Origin of the sequence: Saccharothrix sabaoui (genome assembly GCF_051756985.1) — a bacterium.
GTDB lineage: Bacteria > Actinomycetota > Actinomycetes > Mycobacteriales > Pseudonocardiaceae > Actinosynnema.
This window is the reverse complement of the sequence record NZ_JBPKJK010000084.1, coordinates 1-15,920: the sequence shown is the minus strand read 5'-3', so window position 1 is coordinate 15,920 and position 15,920 is coordinate 1. Positions and strand designations below refer to the sequence as shown.

The window sequence follows — 15,920 nt, the reverse complement described above, 5'->3', positions numbered from 1 at the left end:
CGGGCGGCGGTGGCGTCGGGAGGACTAGGGCCACGGGTTCGCCGTGCACGCCTTCCCGTCCGCCACGACCGCCACGCCCTGGTCGGTGCCGTGGACGATCGCCGCCAGCTCGTCGTTCGCGGTGCTCAGCGTCTGCTGCATCATCAGCGGCGCCGGGCCGCCGTCGACCGGGCACACCTCGTGCCCGAGCCCCAGGAAGTGCCCGACCTCGTGGTTGACCGCGTAGAACCGGTAGGCCCGCAGGTCGCGGCCGAACGCGTGCGCGCCCCGGAACCAGCGCGCCGCGCTCAGGTACACCACCGACCCGGACCGGCACGACGTGTCGTAGGGCAGCTCGAACCCGCACCGGGCGCGCGCCGTGGCCTGCGAGGTCAGCCGGACCGTCAGCGCGGGCTCGCCGCTGTCGACCCGGCGGAAGGCGTGCCCGCGCCCCCGCCACCCGCGCGGGTGCAGCAGCGCCAGGTCGACCACGGCGGCGAACGAGTCGTCGCCGTGCGGCAGCTCCACCCCGTCCTCGACCTCCACCGAGTACTCGACGCCGCCCGCCGGGCCCAGCGTGCCCGGCACGACGCGGAACGTGTCCGCGCCCCGCTGCGGGAACGGCGGGCCGCCCGGCAGGTCGGCGTCGGTGGTGCGCAGCGCGTCGACCCGCGCGGTGTCCACCAGGGTGCCCGACGTCGGCCGCGTCGGCTTGGGCACCACCCCCGCGCTGGGCCACTCGACCCTGGTGGTCCGCGACGCCGCGCCGGCGTCCAGCACCGCCAGCGTCGCGACGGCCAGGCACAACCCGGTCACGTAGGGCAGCAGCGGCAGCGGCCTCATGCGGGCGCCAACCCCGCCGCGTCGTACCTGCACGCCGCGTTCCACAGCAGGAACGACGGCACGCCCGCGTCCCGCGACGCCGTCACCTGCGCCTGCACCTCGCCCGGCCCGTAGTGGTGGCCCAGGGAGAACGCCTGCAACCAGGGGACCACCGACGCCCCCGTGCCCCCGGTCAGCCGCACGAAGTCCGCGACCGACGCCTTGACGATCTCGTAGGGCTGGGCGTTCGGGTTGGCCACCCCGTACTCGCCGGGGCCCCAGTGCGACGGGTAGACCATCGGCGCGACGTAGTCGACGTGCTTCGCGATGACCGGGATGTCCTGCGCGATGTCGGTGCCGCTGTGCGCGGCGATGCCGAACACCGACGCGCCCAGGTAGGCGCCCAGCGGGCGCAGCACCTCGCGGTTGTCCCGCAGGAAGTCCGCTATCGACTGCTCGGGCGTGGTGGTCAGGCCGGGGAACGACATCTGGCCCAGCGGGCCGTCCGGCCGGCGCACGTAGTCGTAGAGGACGTCGTCGAAGCCCAGCTCGGCGGCCTCCTTCGCGATGGCCGTGTTGTAGTCGCGCACCTCGGCGTTGGCGAAGTTGGTGAACGCGTACTCGCCGTAGTGCGCCGACCAGGGCGCGCCGGAGGTGTTCTGGGCGACGCGGTCGCGCGCCCCGGACTCCCACGACGCCTTGCCGAGCACCGGGTCGCGGAACGCCACCAGCCGGCCGACCACGCGCAGGCCCAGGCCGTGCAGCTCGTCGAGCACCGCGCGGGCGTCGTAGTAGTTCTTGTTCGCGCCCACCTGCCGGGCCAGCGGCACCTGCGAGTCGTACCCGATCTCGCCGCTCTCGTCCTTCACGTCGAGCTGCACGGTGTCGATGCGCTTCTCGCGGGCCAGCGCCAGCACCGGTTCGCGCAGGTCGGCCGACGCCCACGCCAGCGCGCTCATGTGCACCGCGCGCATACCGGGGTGGGTCACCGTCACCGGCACGTCCGCGCTCCGCGTGTTGCCCGCCGCGTCACCCGCCTCGACCCGCACGGTCGCGGGCACCGCCGCCAGCGACGCCTCGAACCGGCCGTCGCGCACCGGCACCCGCTGGTCGCCGACCAGCACCGTCTCCGCGCCGTCCGCCGCGCCCTTCACCACCACCGGGCCGCGCGGCGAGGACGCCTCCACCGAGTCCACGGTCAGCGCCGGCGGCGTGCCGTCCACGGTGAAGGCGTGCTCCACCGCCGCGTCGGGCATCCACGGCAGCGGGTTCGCCGCCCGCACCTCCAGGGTGTGCTCACCCTCGGCCAACTCCACCCCGGTCAGCGTCATGCGCCCATCGGCCCGCTGGAGCTCGACCGGCTTCCCGTCCACCTGCACGGTGACACGATCGAGCCCACCGGGGTCCGCGGTCGTGATGGACACGCGCTCGACACCCGAAGGAGTGAGAACCGACCCGTCGGCCAGGTCGGCCACCGCGAGACCCGCGCCGCGGCCTTGCACGATCGTGGTGACGACGCCCGCCACCAGCAGCAGGACCACCACGCCGACCGCCGGTATGAGGACTCGCTTCATCTTGCGGGGCGTCTCGGGCATCGATGCGGCTCCGATCTCGGCACGACTGGGACCACCTGCGACTTACCGGTCCGGCCAAGATCAAACCGAAGGTCATCCGATGGTGTGATCACCCGTCCGCGCTGGTCCGATCGGCGCAACCATCGTGGTGTGAACACGTCGTCCAAGAGGGTCGCGCTCGCCCTCGTCGCCGCCCTGTGCGCCGCCTGCGGGCAGGACCCGGCCCAGGCGCCCGCGCAGCTCGCCCCCGCCCCGTCCGCCGAACCGACCGCCCGGACCCCGTCGTCCGCCGCGCCCCCGCCCGACCCCGCCTCGGTCGGCGCCAACGAGCTGGGCCAGGTGCCGGTGCTGATGTACCACCGGCTCACCGACCAGCCCACCTCCGTCTACGACCGCACCCCGGCGGCGTACCGGGCCGAGCTGGAGCGGCTGGCCGCCGAGGACTACGTGCCGGTCACCACCACCGAGTACGCCACCGGGCGGATCGACCTCCCGGCCGGCAAGCACCCCGTCGTGCTGACCTTCGACGACGGCGACCCCACCCAGTTCGCGCTCGGCCCGGACGGACAGCCCGCCCCCGGCACCGCGGTCGCGATCCTGCTCGACGTCGCCGCCCGCAACCCCGGCTTCCGCCCCGTCGCGAGCCTCTACGTCAACGCCGCCCCGTTCGGCTCGACCGACGGCGGCGGCGTCCTGCCCTGGCTGCGCGACCACGGCTTCGAGATCGGCAACCACACCCAGACCCACACCAACCTGGCCGGCGCCGACGACGCCGGCGTGCAGCAGGCCATCGCCCTGGGCCAGCGCGAGATCCAGCGCGCCGTGCCCGGCCTCGCCGTGACCAGCCTCGCCCTGCCCTTCGGCGCCGAACCCGCGAACGCCGCCCTGGCCGCGCGCGGCGCCTTCGACGGCGCGTCCTACGACCACGCCTGCGTGCTGCTGGTCGGCTCGAACCCGGCCCCGTCGCCCTTCGCCGCCGACTTCGACCCCCTGGCCACCCCGCGCATCAGGTCCCAGGACGCCGCCGGCCAGGAAGCCGAGTACGGCTCGACAGCCTGGCTCGACAAGCTGGCCGCCGCCCCCGCCTCGCGCTACACCTCGGACGGCGACCCGAACCGCATCGCCCACCCCGCCGCCGCCGGCCCCCCGGCCGCCCACCACGCCGCCCGCGCCCACGCCTACTGACCCGAGAGCCCAACCCCCAGCCCCCGAGAGTCCAACGCTCAGGCCCGGCGAGTCCTACGCTCAGGCCCGGTGAGTCCTACGCTCAGGACCGGTGAGTCCTGCGCTCGCGACCCATGAGTCCTGCGTTCAGGCGTGCGCCCGCGCCTGGTTGCGCAACGCCACCGCCGCGCGCTCCAACGCGCCCAGCACGCCCGGCGGCAGCTCGTGGTGCCTGCCCACGACCTCCTGGAGCATCACCTGCATCGGCGCGGACTCCTCCGCCTCCGCCACCGCGAGCACCTTGAACGCCGTGCCCGGCGGGAACACCACCCGCTCCTGCACCAGGCTGCCGAACGAGTCCACCACCGACACCCGCCGCCCCGTCACCGACCACAGCAGGAACTCCACCCGCCCGTCGACCGGCACCGTCGGCCCCGCCACCGTGCTCAGCACCCCGTGCTCCACCAGCACGTCACCCGTCCGGTACTGCCGCGCCTCACCCCAGCACACCGTCACACCCTGGTGCGCCGGCAGCCGCCGCAACCCCGACACCACGCCCGCCGCGTACGGCCACAACCTGCCCAGCCGACCCAGCCGCAACGCCTCGGTGACGATCTCCTCGTCCTGCTGGAGGCACGCCGACACCGCCGCCAGGTCCGTCACCACCGCCTCGAACGCCTCCGCGTCCTCCGGCCGCTCCGCGATGTGCCGGCACGCCACCGCCGCGTGCTCCCCGTACCGCTCGCCCAGCATCCGGCGCAACGCGTCCCGCTCCTGCTCGGTGCTGCGGTGGTCCGGCGGCACGACCTCGTCGCCCTGCCGCTCGCCCCACACCGGCGCGGGCGAGTCGCCCAGCGGGCCGTCCACGCTCAGCGGCACCGGCTCGTCCGGCACCACCGGCGCCGGCTCCTCCTCGGCCACCGGCGGCCGGGGCAGCGGCGTCGGGTCGCAGAACACCACCCTCAGCAGCCGGCGCACCTCCGGCTCCAACCGCTCCACCAGCGACGCGCCCGCCACCGCCACCGCGCCCGCCGTCGTGCGCCCCGGCGTGCCGACCGTCAACCGCGCCCACTCCGGGTCCACCGGCAACGCCCGCACCTCGGCGCTGATGTCCTCCGCGTCGCGCACCCACAACCCCGACGGCACGACCTCCAGGTACACCCCGCCACCCAGGTCGAACACCCCCGGGCCGCGCTCCACCAGCCCCGGCACCGGCGGCCGGTAGCCCGCCACCACCGGCTGGCCGCCCGGCGCGTACCGCACCTCCGTCACGTACGGCCGCCACGTCTGCTGCCCGCGCGGGTTCACCGCCACCACCGCCGCGCCGGTCCGCAGCGCACCCACCGGCAGGCCCGTGTAGAGCGACACCGGCTCGCCCAGCTCGTCGGCCACCGCCTGACCCTGGTGGTCGCCGCCGTACCAGACCAGCCGCACCCGCGACCGCGCCGCCGCCGACAACCCGCCCAGCAGCCGGCACACCTCCTCGGTCGGGATCGGCGGCTGACCCGGACCGCCCACCACGACCGTCAGCACGTTGTCCCGGCACGGCAGCCCCACCACGGACCGCGCGTCCGGCGAGGCGAGGTCGAACGGCGCGCGCTGCGCCCGCAGCCACAACCCCGCCGGGATCGGCTCCGACACCCCCACCTCGCCCGTCGGCCACGGCGCGTTCGGGTCCACCGCCTCCCACTGCGGCACCGGGAACCGCCTGCCCATCGGCACCGGCGACGCGCCCGGCAGGAACCGCAGCCAGCACCCGTACCCGCCCGCACCCGCCACGAACGCCGCGCCCGGCACCGTCGTCACCGCGCCGTCCGGCGCCACCACCTCAGCCTGGAGCTGCTCGGCCAGCCACTGCGCGGGCGCCGTCGGGCGCATCGACCCCGAGTGCGACGACATCAACCGCACCGGGCCCCGTCCCTGCAGCGCCGCCGCCACCGCCGGCCAGAACCCCGCCTCGTCACCGTGCGGCGGGTCGACCACGACCACCGTCCGCCCCCGGTCCACCGGCAGGCCACGACCCAGCGCCACCGCCTGCTGGCTCGCCCCGCCGGGCGGACCCACCACCAGCGCCGCGCCCGAGAACACCGCCGAGAACTGCGCGGGCGGCGGGGGAGGGGGTGTGCTCACGGCCGCCACCGGCTCGAACTCCGGTTCGACGACCTGCTCCACCGGCGGGGTCGTCTCCTTCGGCGCGGCACGTCGGAACATTCGGGCGCCCTCCAGGCGTTACTCGACCGAGACCCGCACCCTACCCGGAACGGGTGAAGCCGCCCGTGGCAGCTCGCCCAGTGTGCTCGTCCACAGTGGACCCCCGTCTCGACCGGGAGTGACGTGCACCACTCGCACCGCGTCACGAACCGCCCACGCCACGTACCCGAACAGGCATTCGAACACCGATTCGAACACCGAACCGCGCTTTTCCCCGTCGGTCGGCCGAACAATGTCGGACCAGGCGGTTACCCTCCACTACCGTGAACCGCTCCACGCACGCCACGACCTGGGGAGAACGACCCGGTGACCGCTGAGATCCTGTACGGGGCCGACGACCTGACCCACCTCGAAGGTCTGGAAGCGGTTCGCAAGCGGCCCGGCATGTACATCGGCTCCACCGACAGCAGGGGCATCAACCACCTGTTCACCGAGGTGGTCGACAACTCCACGGACGAGGGAGTCGCCGGTCACGCCACCAAGATCGTCGTCACCCTCCACCAGGACGGCAGCGTCCAGGTCGACGACGACGGCCGCGGCATCCCCACCGGCACCCACGCCAAGTCCGGCCTCTCCGGCGTCGAACTCGTCCTCACCCGCCTGCACGCCGGCGGCAAGTTCGGCGGCTCCGGCTACAAGACCTCCGGCGGCCTGCACGGCGTCGGCGCCTCCGCCGTCAACGCCCTCTCGCTCCGCTACGACGTCGTCGTCCGCCGCGAGGGCAAGACCCACGAGATGTCCTTCGCCCACGGCGTCCCCGGCGTCTTCGACGGCCCCGGCCCCGACGCGGCCTTCACCCGCGAATCCGGCCTCCGCGTCACCGGCCGCACGAGGAAGACCGGCACGTCCACCCGCTACTGGTACGACGCCCGCTACTTCGAGAACGGCGCGAAGCTCGACGTCGACGCCGTCCGCACCAAGCTCCGCAACACCGCGTTCCTCGTCCCCGGCGTCACCTACGTGCTGCACGACCACACCGGCGAGACCAAGACCGAGGAGACGTTCCACTTCCCCGGCGGCCTCGCCGACATGGTCGACTTCCTCGCACCCGCCAACGACAAGCCCGTCTCCGGCACCCTGCTCATCACCGGCACCGGCGTCTACCACGAGAACGCCGCCGACGAGAACGGCGTCATGCGCTCCAAGGTCGAGCGCCACGCCGAGGTCGAGATCGCCCTGCGCTGGGGCACCGGCTACGAACGCACCGTCGAGTGCTTCACCAACACCATCCGCAACGTCCACGGCGGCACCCACCGCCGCGGCTTCGAGCGCGCCGTCCTCAAGGCCGTGCAGGAGGCCATCGGCAAGACCCGCGGCCTCCTCAAGCCCAAGGAGGACCCGCCCACCCTCGACGACGTGCTGGAGGGCATGACCGCCGTCGTCCACGTGCGCATCCCCGAACCCCAGTTCACGTCCCAGACCAAGGACGAGCTCTCCACCGCCGGCATCACCCGCGTCGCCCTCGGCATCGTCGAGAAGCACCTCAAGGCGTGGACCGAGGACCGCCGCACCAAGGGCGAGGCCAAGATCGTCCTCCAGAAGGTCGTCGACGCCTCCCGGGTCCGCCTCACCCAGAAGCAGCAAAAGGACGCCGCGCGCCGCAAGACCGCCCTCGAAGGCGCCGCGATGCCGCCCAAGCTCGTCGACTGCCGCACCACAGGTGTTTCGCGAAGCGAACTATTCCTGGTGGAAGGCGACAGCGCCCTCGGCTCGGCCCGCATGGCCCGCGTCTCCGAGTACCAGGCCCTGCTGCCGCTGCGCGGCAAGATCCTCAACGTGCAGAAGGCCAGCCTCGCCGACACCCTGCGCAACGCCGAGATCGCCTCCATCGTCCAGGTCCTCGGCGCCGGCACCGGCCGCACCTTCGACCTGACGACCATGCGCTACGGCCGCGTCATCCTCATGGCCGACGCGGACGTCGACGGCTCGCACATCCGCACCCTGCTCATCACGCTGTTCGCCAAGTACATGCGGCCCGTGATCGAGGACGGCCGGCTCTACGCCGCCATGCCCCCGCTGCACAAGGTGATGACGAAGGGCCGCAACCCGGAGACCCACTTCACCTTCAGCCAGCGCGAGATGGAGCAGAAGGTCGCCCGGCTGGAGAAGGCGGGCAAGACCGTCGTCAAGCCGGTGCCCCGGTTCAAGGGCCTCGGCGAGATGGACGCCGACGAGCTGTGGGACACCACGATGAACCCGGCCACGAGGTCGGTGCGCCGCATCACCATGCACGACGCGGAGGCCGCCGAAGCCGCGCTGGAGCTGTTGATGGGCGAGAAGGTCGAGCCGCGCCGGGCGTGGCTCGTCGAATCGGCCGCCCGGGTCGACCAGTCCGCGATCGACGTCTGAACACGAGGGAACGACCGACCATGGCACGCCGCAAGACCCCGGTGACGAGGGTCGACCCGTCCGCCTTCGACCGCGCGGGCGCGCAGGTCTTCGACAACTCCCTGACCACCGAGATCGAGGACTCGTACCTGGAGTACGCCTACTCGGTCATCCACTCCCGCGCCCTGCCCGACGCGCGCGACGGCCTCAAGCCCGTGCACCGGCGCATCCTCTTCTCGATGAACGAGCAGGGGTACCGCCCGAACAGCCCCTACGTGAAGTCGTCGCGGGTCGTGGGCGACTGCATGGGCAAGTACCACCCGCACGGCGACACGGCTATTTACGACGCGATGGTGCGGCTCGCTCAGGACTTTTCCCTGAACACGCCGTTGGTCGACGGGCACGGTAATTTTGGGAGTCCGGACGACGGACCGGCGGCGAGCCGTTACTGCGTTGTCGGCGATACGCGCATCCGTCTTGCCGACGGTTCGAGCCCGCGCATCGCCGACGTGGTCTCCCTGGCCGCCGACTCCGAGGCCGACGCCGATTTCGAGGTGTTGGACAAGGACGGGAAGGCGGTTCAGGTCGACAAGGTGTTCAACTCGGGTGTCCACCCGACCGTTCGGATGACCACCAAGTCGGGTTTCTCGCTGCGCGGTAGCGAGAACCACCTGGTCCTGTGCCTGGAAGCCCCGGTGGGGGTGCCGCTGTTCCAGTGGCGGCGACTGGACGAGCTGCAGCCGGGCGCGGTCGTGGCCGTGGCGAGGAACGCGTGGTCCCAGGTCGTTCCCACCGCGCGTGAGTACCTGCTCGGTGTCCTCGCCGGCGCATGGGTGTCGGAGGGGTTCGCGAACGAGAGGCGTGCCGGTTTCAACAACACCGACGAGCACTTCTTCGCGGAGGTGCTGCACGCCTACGACCAGGTGGTCGGCGGGCAGCGGTACGTGTCGGAGAGGCAGACCCGTCGGGATCGGAAGCTCATCCGGGAATTGGACGTCCAGGACTTCGCGGGTGGCATGGACGCTTTCCGCGCCAGCCCGCTCGCGGAGTTCATCGGCCACCAGGCGCGGGACAAGTTCGTCCCGGAATTCGTCTGGAACGGCGGTTGGGGCGTCAAGCGCGCATTCCTGATGGCCGCTTTCGAGGGTGACGGCGGCTGCCGCGAAGCGGACAACAGCTTCACGGTCCAGTACTCGACGTACAGCGCCCGGCTGGCCCGGGAGATGCAGGAACTCCTGGCCGAGTTCGGGGTCATCGCCGCCCGCCGCCCGTACACGAGGCCCAACGGCTCGGTGGAGCACCGCCTGGTGGTGTCCGGTCTGCGCAACGTCCGCGCGTTCGCGGAGCGGGTCGGCTTCCTCAGGACCAAGCAGGCGAAGCTCCAGGCGCTGCTCCGGCACTCGCCGGTGTCGCCGCACCGGCTGAGCGCCGACAGCGTGCCGTTCGTGGCCGACTACGTCCGCGGTGCGGTGGACTTCGACCGGCGGGGCAGTGGTCGGAAGTGGCTGACGAAGCACAACTTCGACCGCGTCGAGCGCTGGGAGACCGAGCGGCTGCGGATCATCGACCGGATCAAGGACACCGAGGTCCTGGCGACGATCCTGCCGATCATGGACTCGGGCTACCGGTTCGAGCCGGTGACCGAGGTGGAGGCGTGCGCACCGGCCGAGGTGTACTCGGTGCGCGTGCGCTCGGAGGACCACTCGTTCCTCGCGGGTGGGTTCGTCAACCACAACACGGAAGCCCGCATGTCGCCCGCCGCGATGTTGCTGGTCGGGGAGTTGGACGAGGAGACCGTCGACTTCCGGCCCAACTACGACGGGTCGCTCGAGGAACCGTCCGTCCTGCCCGCCGCGTTCCCGAACCTGCTGGTCAACGGCACGTCGGGGATCGCGGTCGGGATGGCGACGAACATGATCCCGCACAACCTGGGCGAGGTCGTGGCGGCGGCGCGGCACCTGGTCACGCACCCGGATGCCACGTTGGACGAGCTGATGGGGTTCATCCCCGGTCCCGACCTGCCCACGGGTGGTGTGCTGCTGGGGCTGGACGAGGTGCGCAAGGCGTACGAGACCGGTCGCGGTGTGGTGCGGATGCGGGCCAAGGTGGAGACCGGGTTGCTGGAGGGCAGCCGGGGGCGGCAGGCGATCACGATCACCGAGCTGCCGTACGGGGTGGGTCCGGAGAAGATCATCGAGAAGATCACCGACGAGGTGACCAAGTCGAAGCGGCTCACCGGGATCTCGGACGTGAAGGACCTGACCGACCGGGAGAACGGCGTCCGGGTGGTGATCGAGTGCAAGGTCGGGGTGAACCCGCAGGCGCTGCTGGCGGACCTGTACCGGCTCACGCCGATGGAGCAGTCGTTCGGCATCAACAACCTGGTGCTGGTGGACGGGCAGCCGCGGACGTTGGGGCTCAAGGCGCTGCTGGACGTGTTCCTCAAGCACCGGTACGAGGTGGTCACGCGGCGCACGCGGTACCGGCGGCGTCGGCGCGAGGACCGGTTGCACCTGGTCGAGGGCCTGTTGAAGGCGCTGCTGGACATCGACAAGGTGATCAAGCTGATCCGCGGTAGCGAGAACGCGGCGGCGGCCCGCGAGGGGTTGGTGTCGCGGTTCAAGCTGAGCGAGATCCAGGCGAACTACATCCTGGACACGCCGTTGCGCCGGTTGACCCGGTACGACTCGCTGGAGCTGGAGGCGGAGCAGGAGCGGCTGCGCGCGGAGATCGCGGAGCTGTCGAAGATCCTGGACGACCCGGCGGTGCTGCGGCGGGTGGTGTCGAAGGAGCTGGGCCAGGTCGCGAAGGACCTGGCGCAGGAGCGGCGGACGACGTTGCTGGACGGCGATCTGAAGGAGGTGCTGGCGGCGTCGAAGCCGGCCGGGCCGCTGGAGGTCGCGGACGACCCGTGCCAGGTGGTGCTGTCGGCGACGGGGCTGGTGGCGCGGACGGCGGCGGAGTCGGAGGAGTCGTCGGAGGCGCGGCGGCGCAGGGGTCGGGTGAAGCACGACGCGGTGGCGGCGACGGTGCACACGACGGCGCGCGGTCAGGTGCTGCTGGTGACGAACCGGGGTCGGGCGTTCAAGACGGACGTGCTGCCGCTGCCGGTGCTGCCGGAGCAGGGGGGCACGCTGTCGTTGAGCGGCGGCATGGCGGCGAGCGAGCTGGTGGCCCTGGACAAGGGTGAGCGGGTCGTCGGCATCGCGCCGCTGGTGGCCGGGGATTCGCCGGGGTTGGCGCTGGGCACGCGGATGGGCACGGTGAAGGTGTGCTCGCCGGAGTGGCCGGTGCGGTCGGACGAGTTCGAGGTGATCACCCTGAAGGAGGGTGACGAGGTGGTCGGCGCGTCGTGGTTGGGCGGGCCGGACGAGACGCTGGTGTTCGTGTCGTCGGAGGCGTCGCTGCTGCGGTACTCGGCGTCGCTGGTGCGGCCGCAGGGGCTCAGGGGTGGCGGCATGGCGGGCATCAACCTGGGGTCGGACGCGCACGTGGTGTTCTTCGGGGCGGTGCGGACGGACGACGACGAGCACGGTGAGCCGATGGTGGTGACGTCGTCGGGGCAGAGCGTGAAGGTGACGCCGTTCTCGGTGTACCCGGCGAAGGGCCGGGCGACGGGTGGTGTGCGGGCGCAGCGGTTCCTGAAGGGCGAGGCGGGCCTGGTGCTGGCGTGGGTGGGTCCGCGTCCGGCGGGTGCGGCGCGCAACGGGTCGCCGGTGGAGCTGCCGGAGGTGGACGAGCGGCGGGACGGGTCGGGGCACGCGCACCCGGGTCCGGACGTGGTCGGTCACCTGGTCGAGCGGGACTGAGCGGGTACCGGGCGGGTACCGGGCGGGGGGCCGGGCGGCGGCTGAGCGGGACCTGGCGGGGACCCGGGCCGGGGACGGCGGTCGGCCACAGGTGTGGACGGCCGCCGTTGCGGGCACCTCAGGGTGTGATCACCGAGAGCGAAGTGCTGGTCCCGGCCCGGTTCGGCGGCGCGGCGGACACGGCCCACGGCGGCTACACGTGCGGTCTGCTGGCCACGGCCGCCCCGATGGCGGGCACGGCGGTGGTGACGCTGGTGGCGCCCGCGCCGCTGGAGCTGCCGATGCGGCTGGAGGCGGGGCCGGACCAGGCGGTGCTGGTGTTCGGCGAGGAGGTGGTCGCGACGATGACGACCACGGCCGAGACGATCCCGCCGGCGCCGCCGGTGAGCGGGCTGGAGGCGGACCGGGCGGTGGAGGAGTTCCTCGGCCGGGAGGGGCACCCGTTCCCGTCGTGCTTCGTGTGCGGGCCGGAGAGCGTGGACGGCCTGCTGCTGGCGCCGGGGCCGGTGGGGCCGAACGCGGTGGCGTGCCCGTGGGTGCCGGTGGAGAACTCGCCGGAGGTGGTGTGGGCGGTCCTGGACTGCCCGGCGAGCTGGGCGACGGACGAGCCGATGGCGTTGACGCGGATGGCGGCGGACGTGCTCGTGCCGCCGAGGGTGGGTGAGCCGCACGTGGTGGTCGCGCGGCAGGTGCAGCGGGTGGGGCCGGTGGCGAACACGCTGACCTCGATCTACGCGGCGGACGGCACGGTGGTGGCGGTGGCGACGGCGCAGTGGGCGGCGCTGGAGGCGCTGGAGGTGTGACGCCCCGGCCCTTGCGGAGGCCGGGGCCTGGCGGGGACCGGAGCGTCACGGGGCCGGAGCCGTGCGGAGCGGTCAGGTCACGTGGGTGGCGCCGGTGGTGGACGCCTTCGCGGCGGTCGGCAGGCCGTCGTAGACGCCGCGCCAGTAGCCGGACAGGGGTTCGGTCACGTACGCCTCGTAGACGTAGGTGCCGTTGTGGAAGTAGCGGGCCGTCACGGTGGCCGCGGTGGTCCAGGTGGTGTTGTCGGTGGAGAACTCGACGCGCGCCACGGGGACGGTGGGTGGCAGGACGTAGGACGGGAAGCCGAGGGCGGCGTAGAACCGCACGTCGCCGGAGGGTTGGCGAGCGGCGGTGATGGTGCTGTTGTTCGTGGGTTGGAGCACGTTGACCTGGGGGACGTCGACGACCGCCACCGCCAGGTCGGAGGTCGCGGGCGAGTTCCAGGCCTGGAAGGTCACCCGGTAGAAGCCGGTCCTGGGTGGTGCGGTGCCGATCCGCCACCCGCCGGGCTGCGACAGCGTGGACGCGCCGCCCCAGGACGTGGAGCACGAGGGGTCGGCGCAGTGGCGGGCGTGGATGTGCGCGCCGGGCACGTCGACCCAGCCGGTCTCGGTCAGCTTCCTGATCGTGCCGGTGATCGACACGTTCTGGCCGAGGTCGACGGTGGTCAGGTCGACGGTGGCGGTGAGTTCGGTGGGCACGGGCGGGTCGGCGGCGGCCGGGGCGGCGAGCGCCCCCGTCACCGCCGCCGTGAGCGCGACGACGGTGGCCGCGCTCGCGATGAGCTTGCTGCGTAATCGGTTCATCTTCTCCCCAAGCGGAACCGGTGCGTGCTGTCAGCGCTGCTGTCGGGCTTTCACAACGGCGCGTTACCGGTTGGGCCGCCCGCCGAGGACGGCTAGCGCGCCTGGAGGACCTCGCCGTACCGGTCCAGGCTCGCGTTGGGGTGCAGCACGGCGTGCAGGCTCAGGGCGTGCACGTCGCGCCGCACGCGGTGCAGGACGTCGTCGCCGGGGCCGAGCACGTCGGCGGCGTCCTTCGCGCGCAGGCACGCCTCGCCGAGGTCGCGGCGCACGCGGGTGCGGTCCTCGGGGGTCCACGGTCGGGTGGTGGCGGACTTGCGGTCGACCGCGTCGGCGGCCCGGTGGGCGTGGAACTCGGCCTCGTCGGCGAGCACGGTCGCCTCCCGCGCCCGGGGTGCGTCGGGGTGCGCCTGGACGGCCCCGCGCGCCAGGCCGGCGGCGGGCGCGCCGACGGTCGCGCAGGCCGCGACGGCGAAGGGGGCGCGGAACATGGGGGTGGTCGCGTCGGGGTCGCCCGCGAGCAGCGGGTCGAGGTCGAGGACGCGTTCGGCGGGGACGAACACGCCGTCGGCGACGGTGGTGACGCTGCCGGTGGCGCGCAGGCCGGTGGTGTGCCAGTCGTCGAGGGCGGTGAGGTCCGCGGTGGGCACGGCGAGCACGACGGGGCGGGCGTCGGTGGTGCGCACGGCGGCGACGACGGTCCAGTCGCTGTGCTGCGCGCCGGTGGTGAACGCCCAGCGGCCGTTGACCAGCACCCCGCCGGGGGCGGGTGCGGCGGTGGCGGTGGGGCTGAGGATGCCGGTGACCCGCGCGTCGGGTTTGGCGAAGACCTCCTGGCGGACGGCTTCGGGGAACCGTCCCGCGACCCAGGCGGACACGGTCCACACGGCGGCGGTCCAGGCCGCCGACCCGTCGCCGCGGGCCAGCTCGGCGATGACCCGCACGACGGTGGCGAGGTCGGCCTCCTCGCCGCCGTGCTCGGCGGCGACGCGCATCCGCAGCACGCCGGCGTCGGCCATCGCCCCCAGCGCCTCGTCGTGCAGTCGGCGGTGCCGGTCGCCCCAGTCGGCGTGCGCGCGCAGGACCGGGACGATCCCGGCGGCGCGCCGGACCAGCTCGTGCACCGTGCCTTCCCCCCGAACGACGTCCCCGCGGTTGGTGTGAACACCCACCTTGGCGTGGTCCGCGCCACCCGGCAAGGACGGAATAGCGGATCACCGGGTACGGTTGACCAAGATAGTTGAAAGTGCAATCACTTGAGGAGTGGTGGTCATGCAGTTCGGTGTCTTCACCGTCGGCGACGTGACGCCCGACCCGACCACGGGCCGGACGCCGACCGAGGCCGAGCGCATCAAGGCCATGGTCACGATCGCGCTCAAGGCCGAGGAGGTCGGCCTGGACGTCTTCGCGACCGGCGAGCACCACAACCCGCCGTTCGTGCCGTCCTCGCCGACGACCATGCTCGGCTGGATCGCGGCCCGGACCGAGAAGCTGATCCTGTCGACCGCCACCACCCTGATCACCACCAACGACCCGGTGAAGATCGCCGAGGACTACGCCATGCTCCAGCACCTGGCCGACGGCCGGGTCGACCTGATCATGGGGCGCGGCAACACGGGCCCGGTGTACCCGTGGTTCGGCAAGGACATCCGCGACGGCATCGACCTCGCCATCGAGAACTACGCCCTGCTGCGCAGGCTGTGGCGCGAGGACGTGGTCGACTGGGAGGGCAAGCACCGCACCCCGCTCCAGTCCTTCACCGCGACGCCGCGCCCGCTCGACGGCGTGCCGCCGTTCGTGTGGCACGGCTCGATCCGCAGCCCGCAGATCGCCGAGCAGGCCGCGTACTACGGCGACGGCTTCTTCGCCAACCACATCTTCTGGCCCAAGGAGCACTTCCAGCGGCTGATCGCGTTCTACCGCGAGCGCTTCGAGCACCACGGCCACGGCGCCGCCCACCAGGCGATCGTCGGGCTCGGCGGCCAGGTGTTCATGCGCCGCAACTCCCAGGACGCGGTCAGCGAGTTCCGGCCCTACTTCGACAACGCCCCCGTCTACGGCCACGGGCCGTCGCTGGAGGAGTTCACCTCCCAGACGCCGCTGACCGTGGGCAGCCCGGAGCAGGTGGTCGAGAAGACGCTGACCTTCCGCGAGCACTTCGGCGACTACCAGCGCCAGCTGTTCCTGGTCGACCACGCGGGCCTGCCGCTCAAGACCGTGCTGGAGCAGCTGGACATGCTCGGCGAGATCCTGCCCACCCTGCGCCGCGAGTTCGCCGTCGGCCGCCCCGCCGACGTGCCCGAGGCGCCCACCCACCGGTCCCTGCTCGGCGTGAAGGCGGACGCGTGATGACGACCCTGGCCGTGGTGCACGCGGGGCTCGGCTCCCCGTCGTCCACCGAGCTGCTCGCCGGCCGGCTGGCCGCG

The 15,920-nt window shown here is 72.8% G+C and carries 10 protein-coding genes; 5 read left to right on the top strand and 5 right to left on the bottom strand.

Annotated elements, in window-relative coordinates:
• Positions 1–24: 24 nt before the first annotated feature.
• Positions 25–822, bottom strand: coding sequence for a DUF3152 domain-containing protein (locus ACR807_RS24435; RefSeq protein WP_438923732.1), 798 nt, complete (start codon positions 820–822; stop codon positions 25–27).
• Entirely contained in the window at positions 819–2,375 is a 1,557-nt protein-coding gene (locus tag ACR807_RS24430) for a putative glycoside hydrolase (protein WP_438923731.1), read from the bottom strand. Before ACR807_RS24430 ends, ACR807_RS24435 begins: the two co-directional genes overlap by 4 nt.
• A 150-nt stretch (positions 2,376–2,525) precedes the next feature.
• Here ACR807_RS24430 and ACR807_RS24425 point away from each other — a divergent pair, with 150 nt between their 5' ends.
• Positions 2,526–3,560: a polysaccharide deacetylase family protein gene (locus ACR807_RS24425; RefSeq protein WP_438923730.1), complete on the top strand. Its 1,035-nt coding sequence runs from the start codon at positions 2,526–2,528 to the stop codon at positions 3,558–3,560.
• 126 nt (positions 3,561–3,686) lie between these two features.
• Here ACR807_RS24425 and ACR807_RS24420 read toward each other — a convergent pair whose 3' ends face one another.
• Positions 3,687–5,750: a hypothetical protein gene (locus tag ACR807_RS24420; protein WP_438923729.1), complete on the bottom strand. Its 2,064-nt coding sequence runs from the start codon at positions 5,748–5,750 to the stop codon at positions 3,687–3,689.
• Between the two features lie 306 nt (positions 5,751–6,056).
• On the opposite strand from ACR807_RS24420, the gene ACR807_RS24415 reads away from it, so the two are divergent.
• From ACR807_RS24415 to ACR807_RS24405, 3 genes are all read left to right on the top strand, one after another.
• Positions 6,057–8,099, top strand: coding sequence for a DNA gyrase/topoisomerase IV subunit B (locus ACR807_RS24415; protein WP_438923728.1), 2,043 nt, complete (start codon positions 6,057–6,059; stop codon positions 8,097–8,099).
• A 20-nt stretch (positions 8,100–8,119) separates the two neighbouring features.
• Complete coding sequence (locus ACR807_RS24410) at positions 8,120–11,887, top strand: DNA gyrase subunit A (protein WP_438923727.1); 3,768 nt, start codon at positions 8,120–8,122, stop codon at positions 11,885–11,887.
• Between the two features lie 125 nt (positions 11,888–12,012).
• A complete protein-coding gene (locus tag ACR807_RS24405; RefSeq protein WP_438923726.1) occupies positions 12,013–12,690 on the top strand; it encodes a hypothetical protein in 678 nt (225 codons plus the stop codon).
• Between the two features lie 72 nt (positions 12,691–12,762).
• On the opposite strand, the gene ACR807_RS24400 is transcribed toward ACR807_RS24405, so the two are convergent.
• Both ACR807_RS24400 and ACR807_RS24395 read right to left on the bottom strand, forming a co-directional pair.
• Entirely contained in the window at positions 12,763–13,497 is a 735-nt protein-coding gene (locus ACR807_RS24400) for a hypothetical protein (RefSeq protein WP_438923725.1), read from the bottom strand.
• Positions 13,498–13,589: 92 nt separating this feature from the next.
• Positions 13,590–14,618: an acyl-CoA dehydrogenase family protein gene (locus tag ACR807_RS24395; RefSeq protein ID WP_438923724.1), complete on the bottom strand. Its 1,029-nt coding sequence runs from the start codon at positions 14,616–14,618 to the stop codon at positions 13,590–13,592.
• Between the two features lie 148 nt (positions 14,619–14,766).
• Between ACR807_RS24395 and ACR807_RS24390 the strand changes: the two genes are divergently transcribed.
• Positions 14,767–15,843 (top strand): LLM class flavin-dependent oxidoreductase, encoded by a 1,077-nt coding sequence (locus ACR807_RS24390; RefSeq protein ID WP_438923723.1) that lies wholly within the window; start codon positions 14,767–14,769, stop codon positions 15,841–15,843.
• Positions 15,844–15,920 lie beyond the last annotated feature (77 nt).

What these genes read in the sequence shown, in the direction of transcription:
- ACR807_RS24435 (WP_438923732.1), bottom strand. Translation starts at nt 822, where the DNA reads ATGAGGCCGCTGCCGCTGCTGCCCTACGTGACCGGGTTGTGCCTGGCC.
- ACR807_RS24430 (WP_438923731.1), bottom strand. Translation starts at nt 2,375, where the DNA reads ATGAAGCGAGTCCTCATACCGGCGGTCGGCGTGGTGGTCCTGCTGCTG.
- ACR807_RS24420 (WP_438923729.1), bottom strand. Translation starts at nt 5,750, where the DNA reads ATGTTCCGACGTGCCGCGCCGAAGGAGACGACCCCGCCGGTGGAGCAG.
- ACR807_RS24410 (WP_438923727.1), top strand. Translation starts at nt 8,120, where the DNA reads ATGGCACGCCGCAAGACCCCGGTGACGAGGGTCGACCCGTCCGCCTTC.
- ACR807_RS24400 (WP_438923725.1), bottom strand. Translation starts at nt 13,497, where the DNA reads ATGAACCGATTACGCAGCAAGCTCATCGCGAGCGCGGCCACCGTCGTC.
- ACR807_RS24390 (WP_438923723.1), top strand. Translation starts at nt 14,767, where the DNA reads ATGCAGTTCGGTGTCTTCACCGTCGGCGACGTGACGCCCGACCCGACC.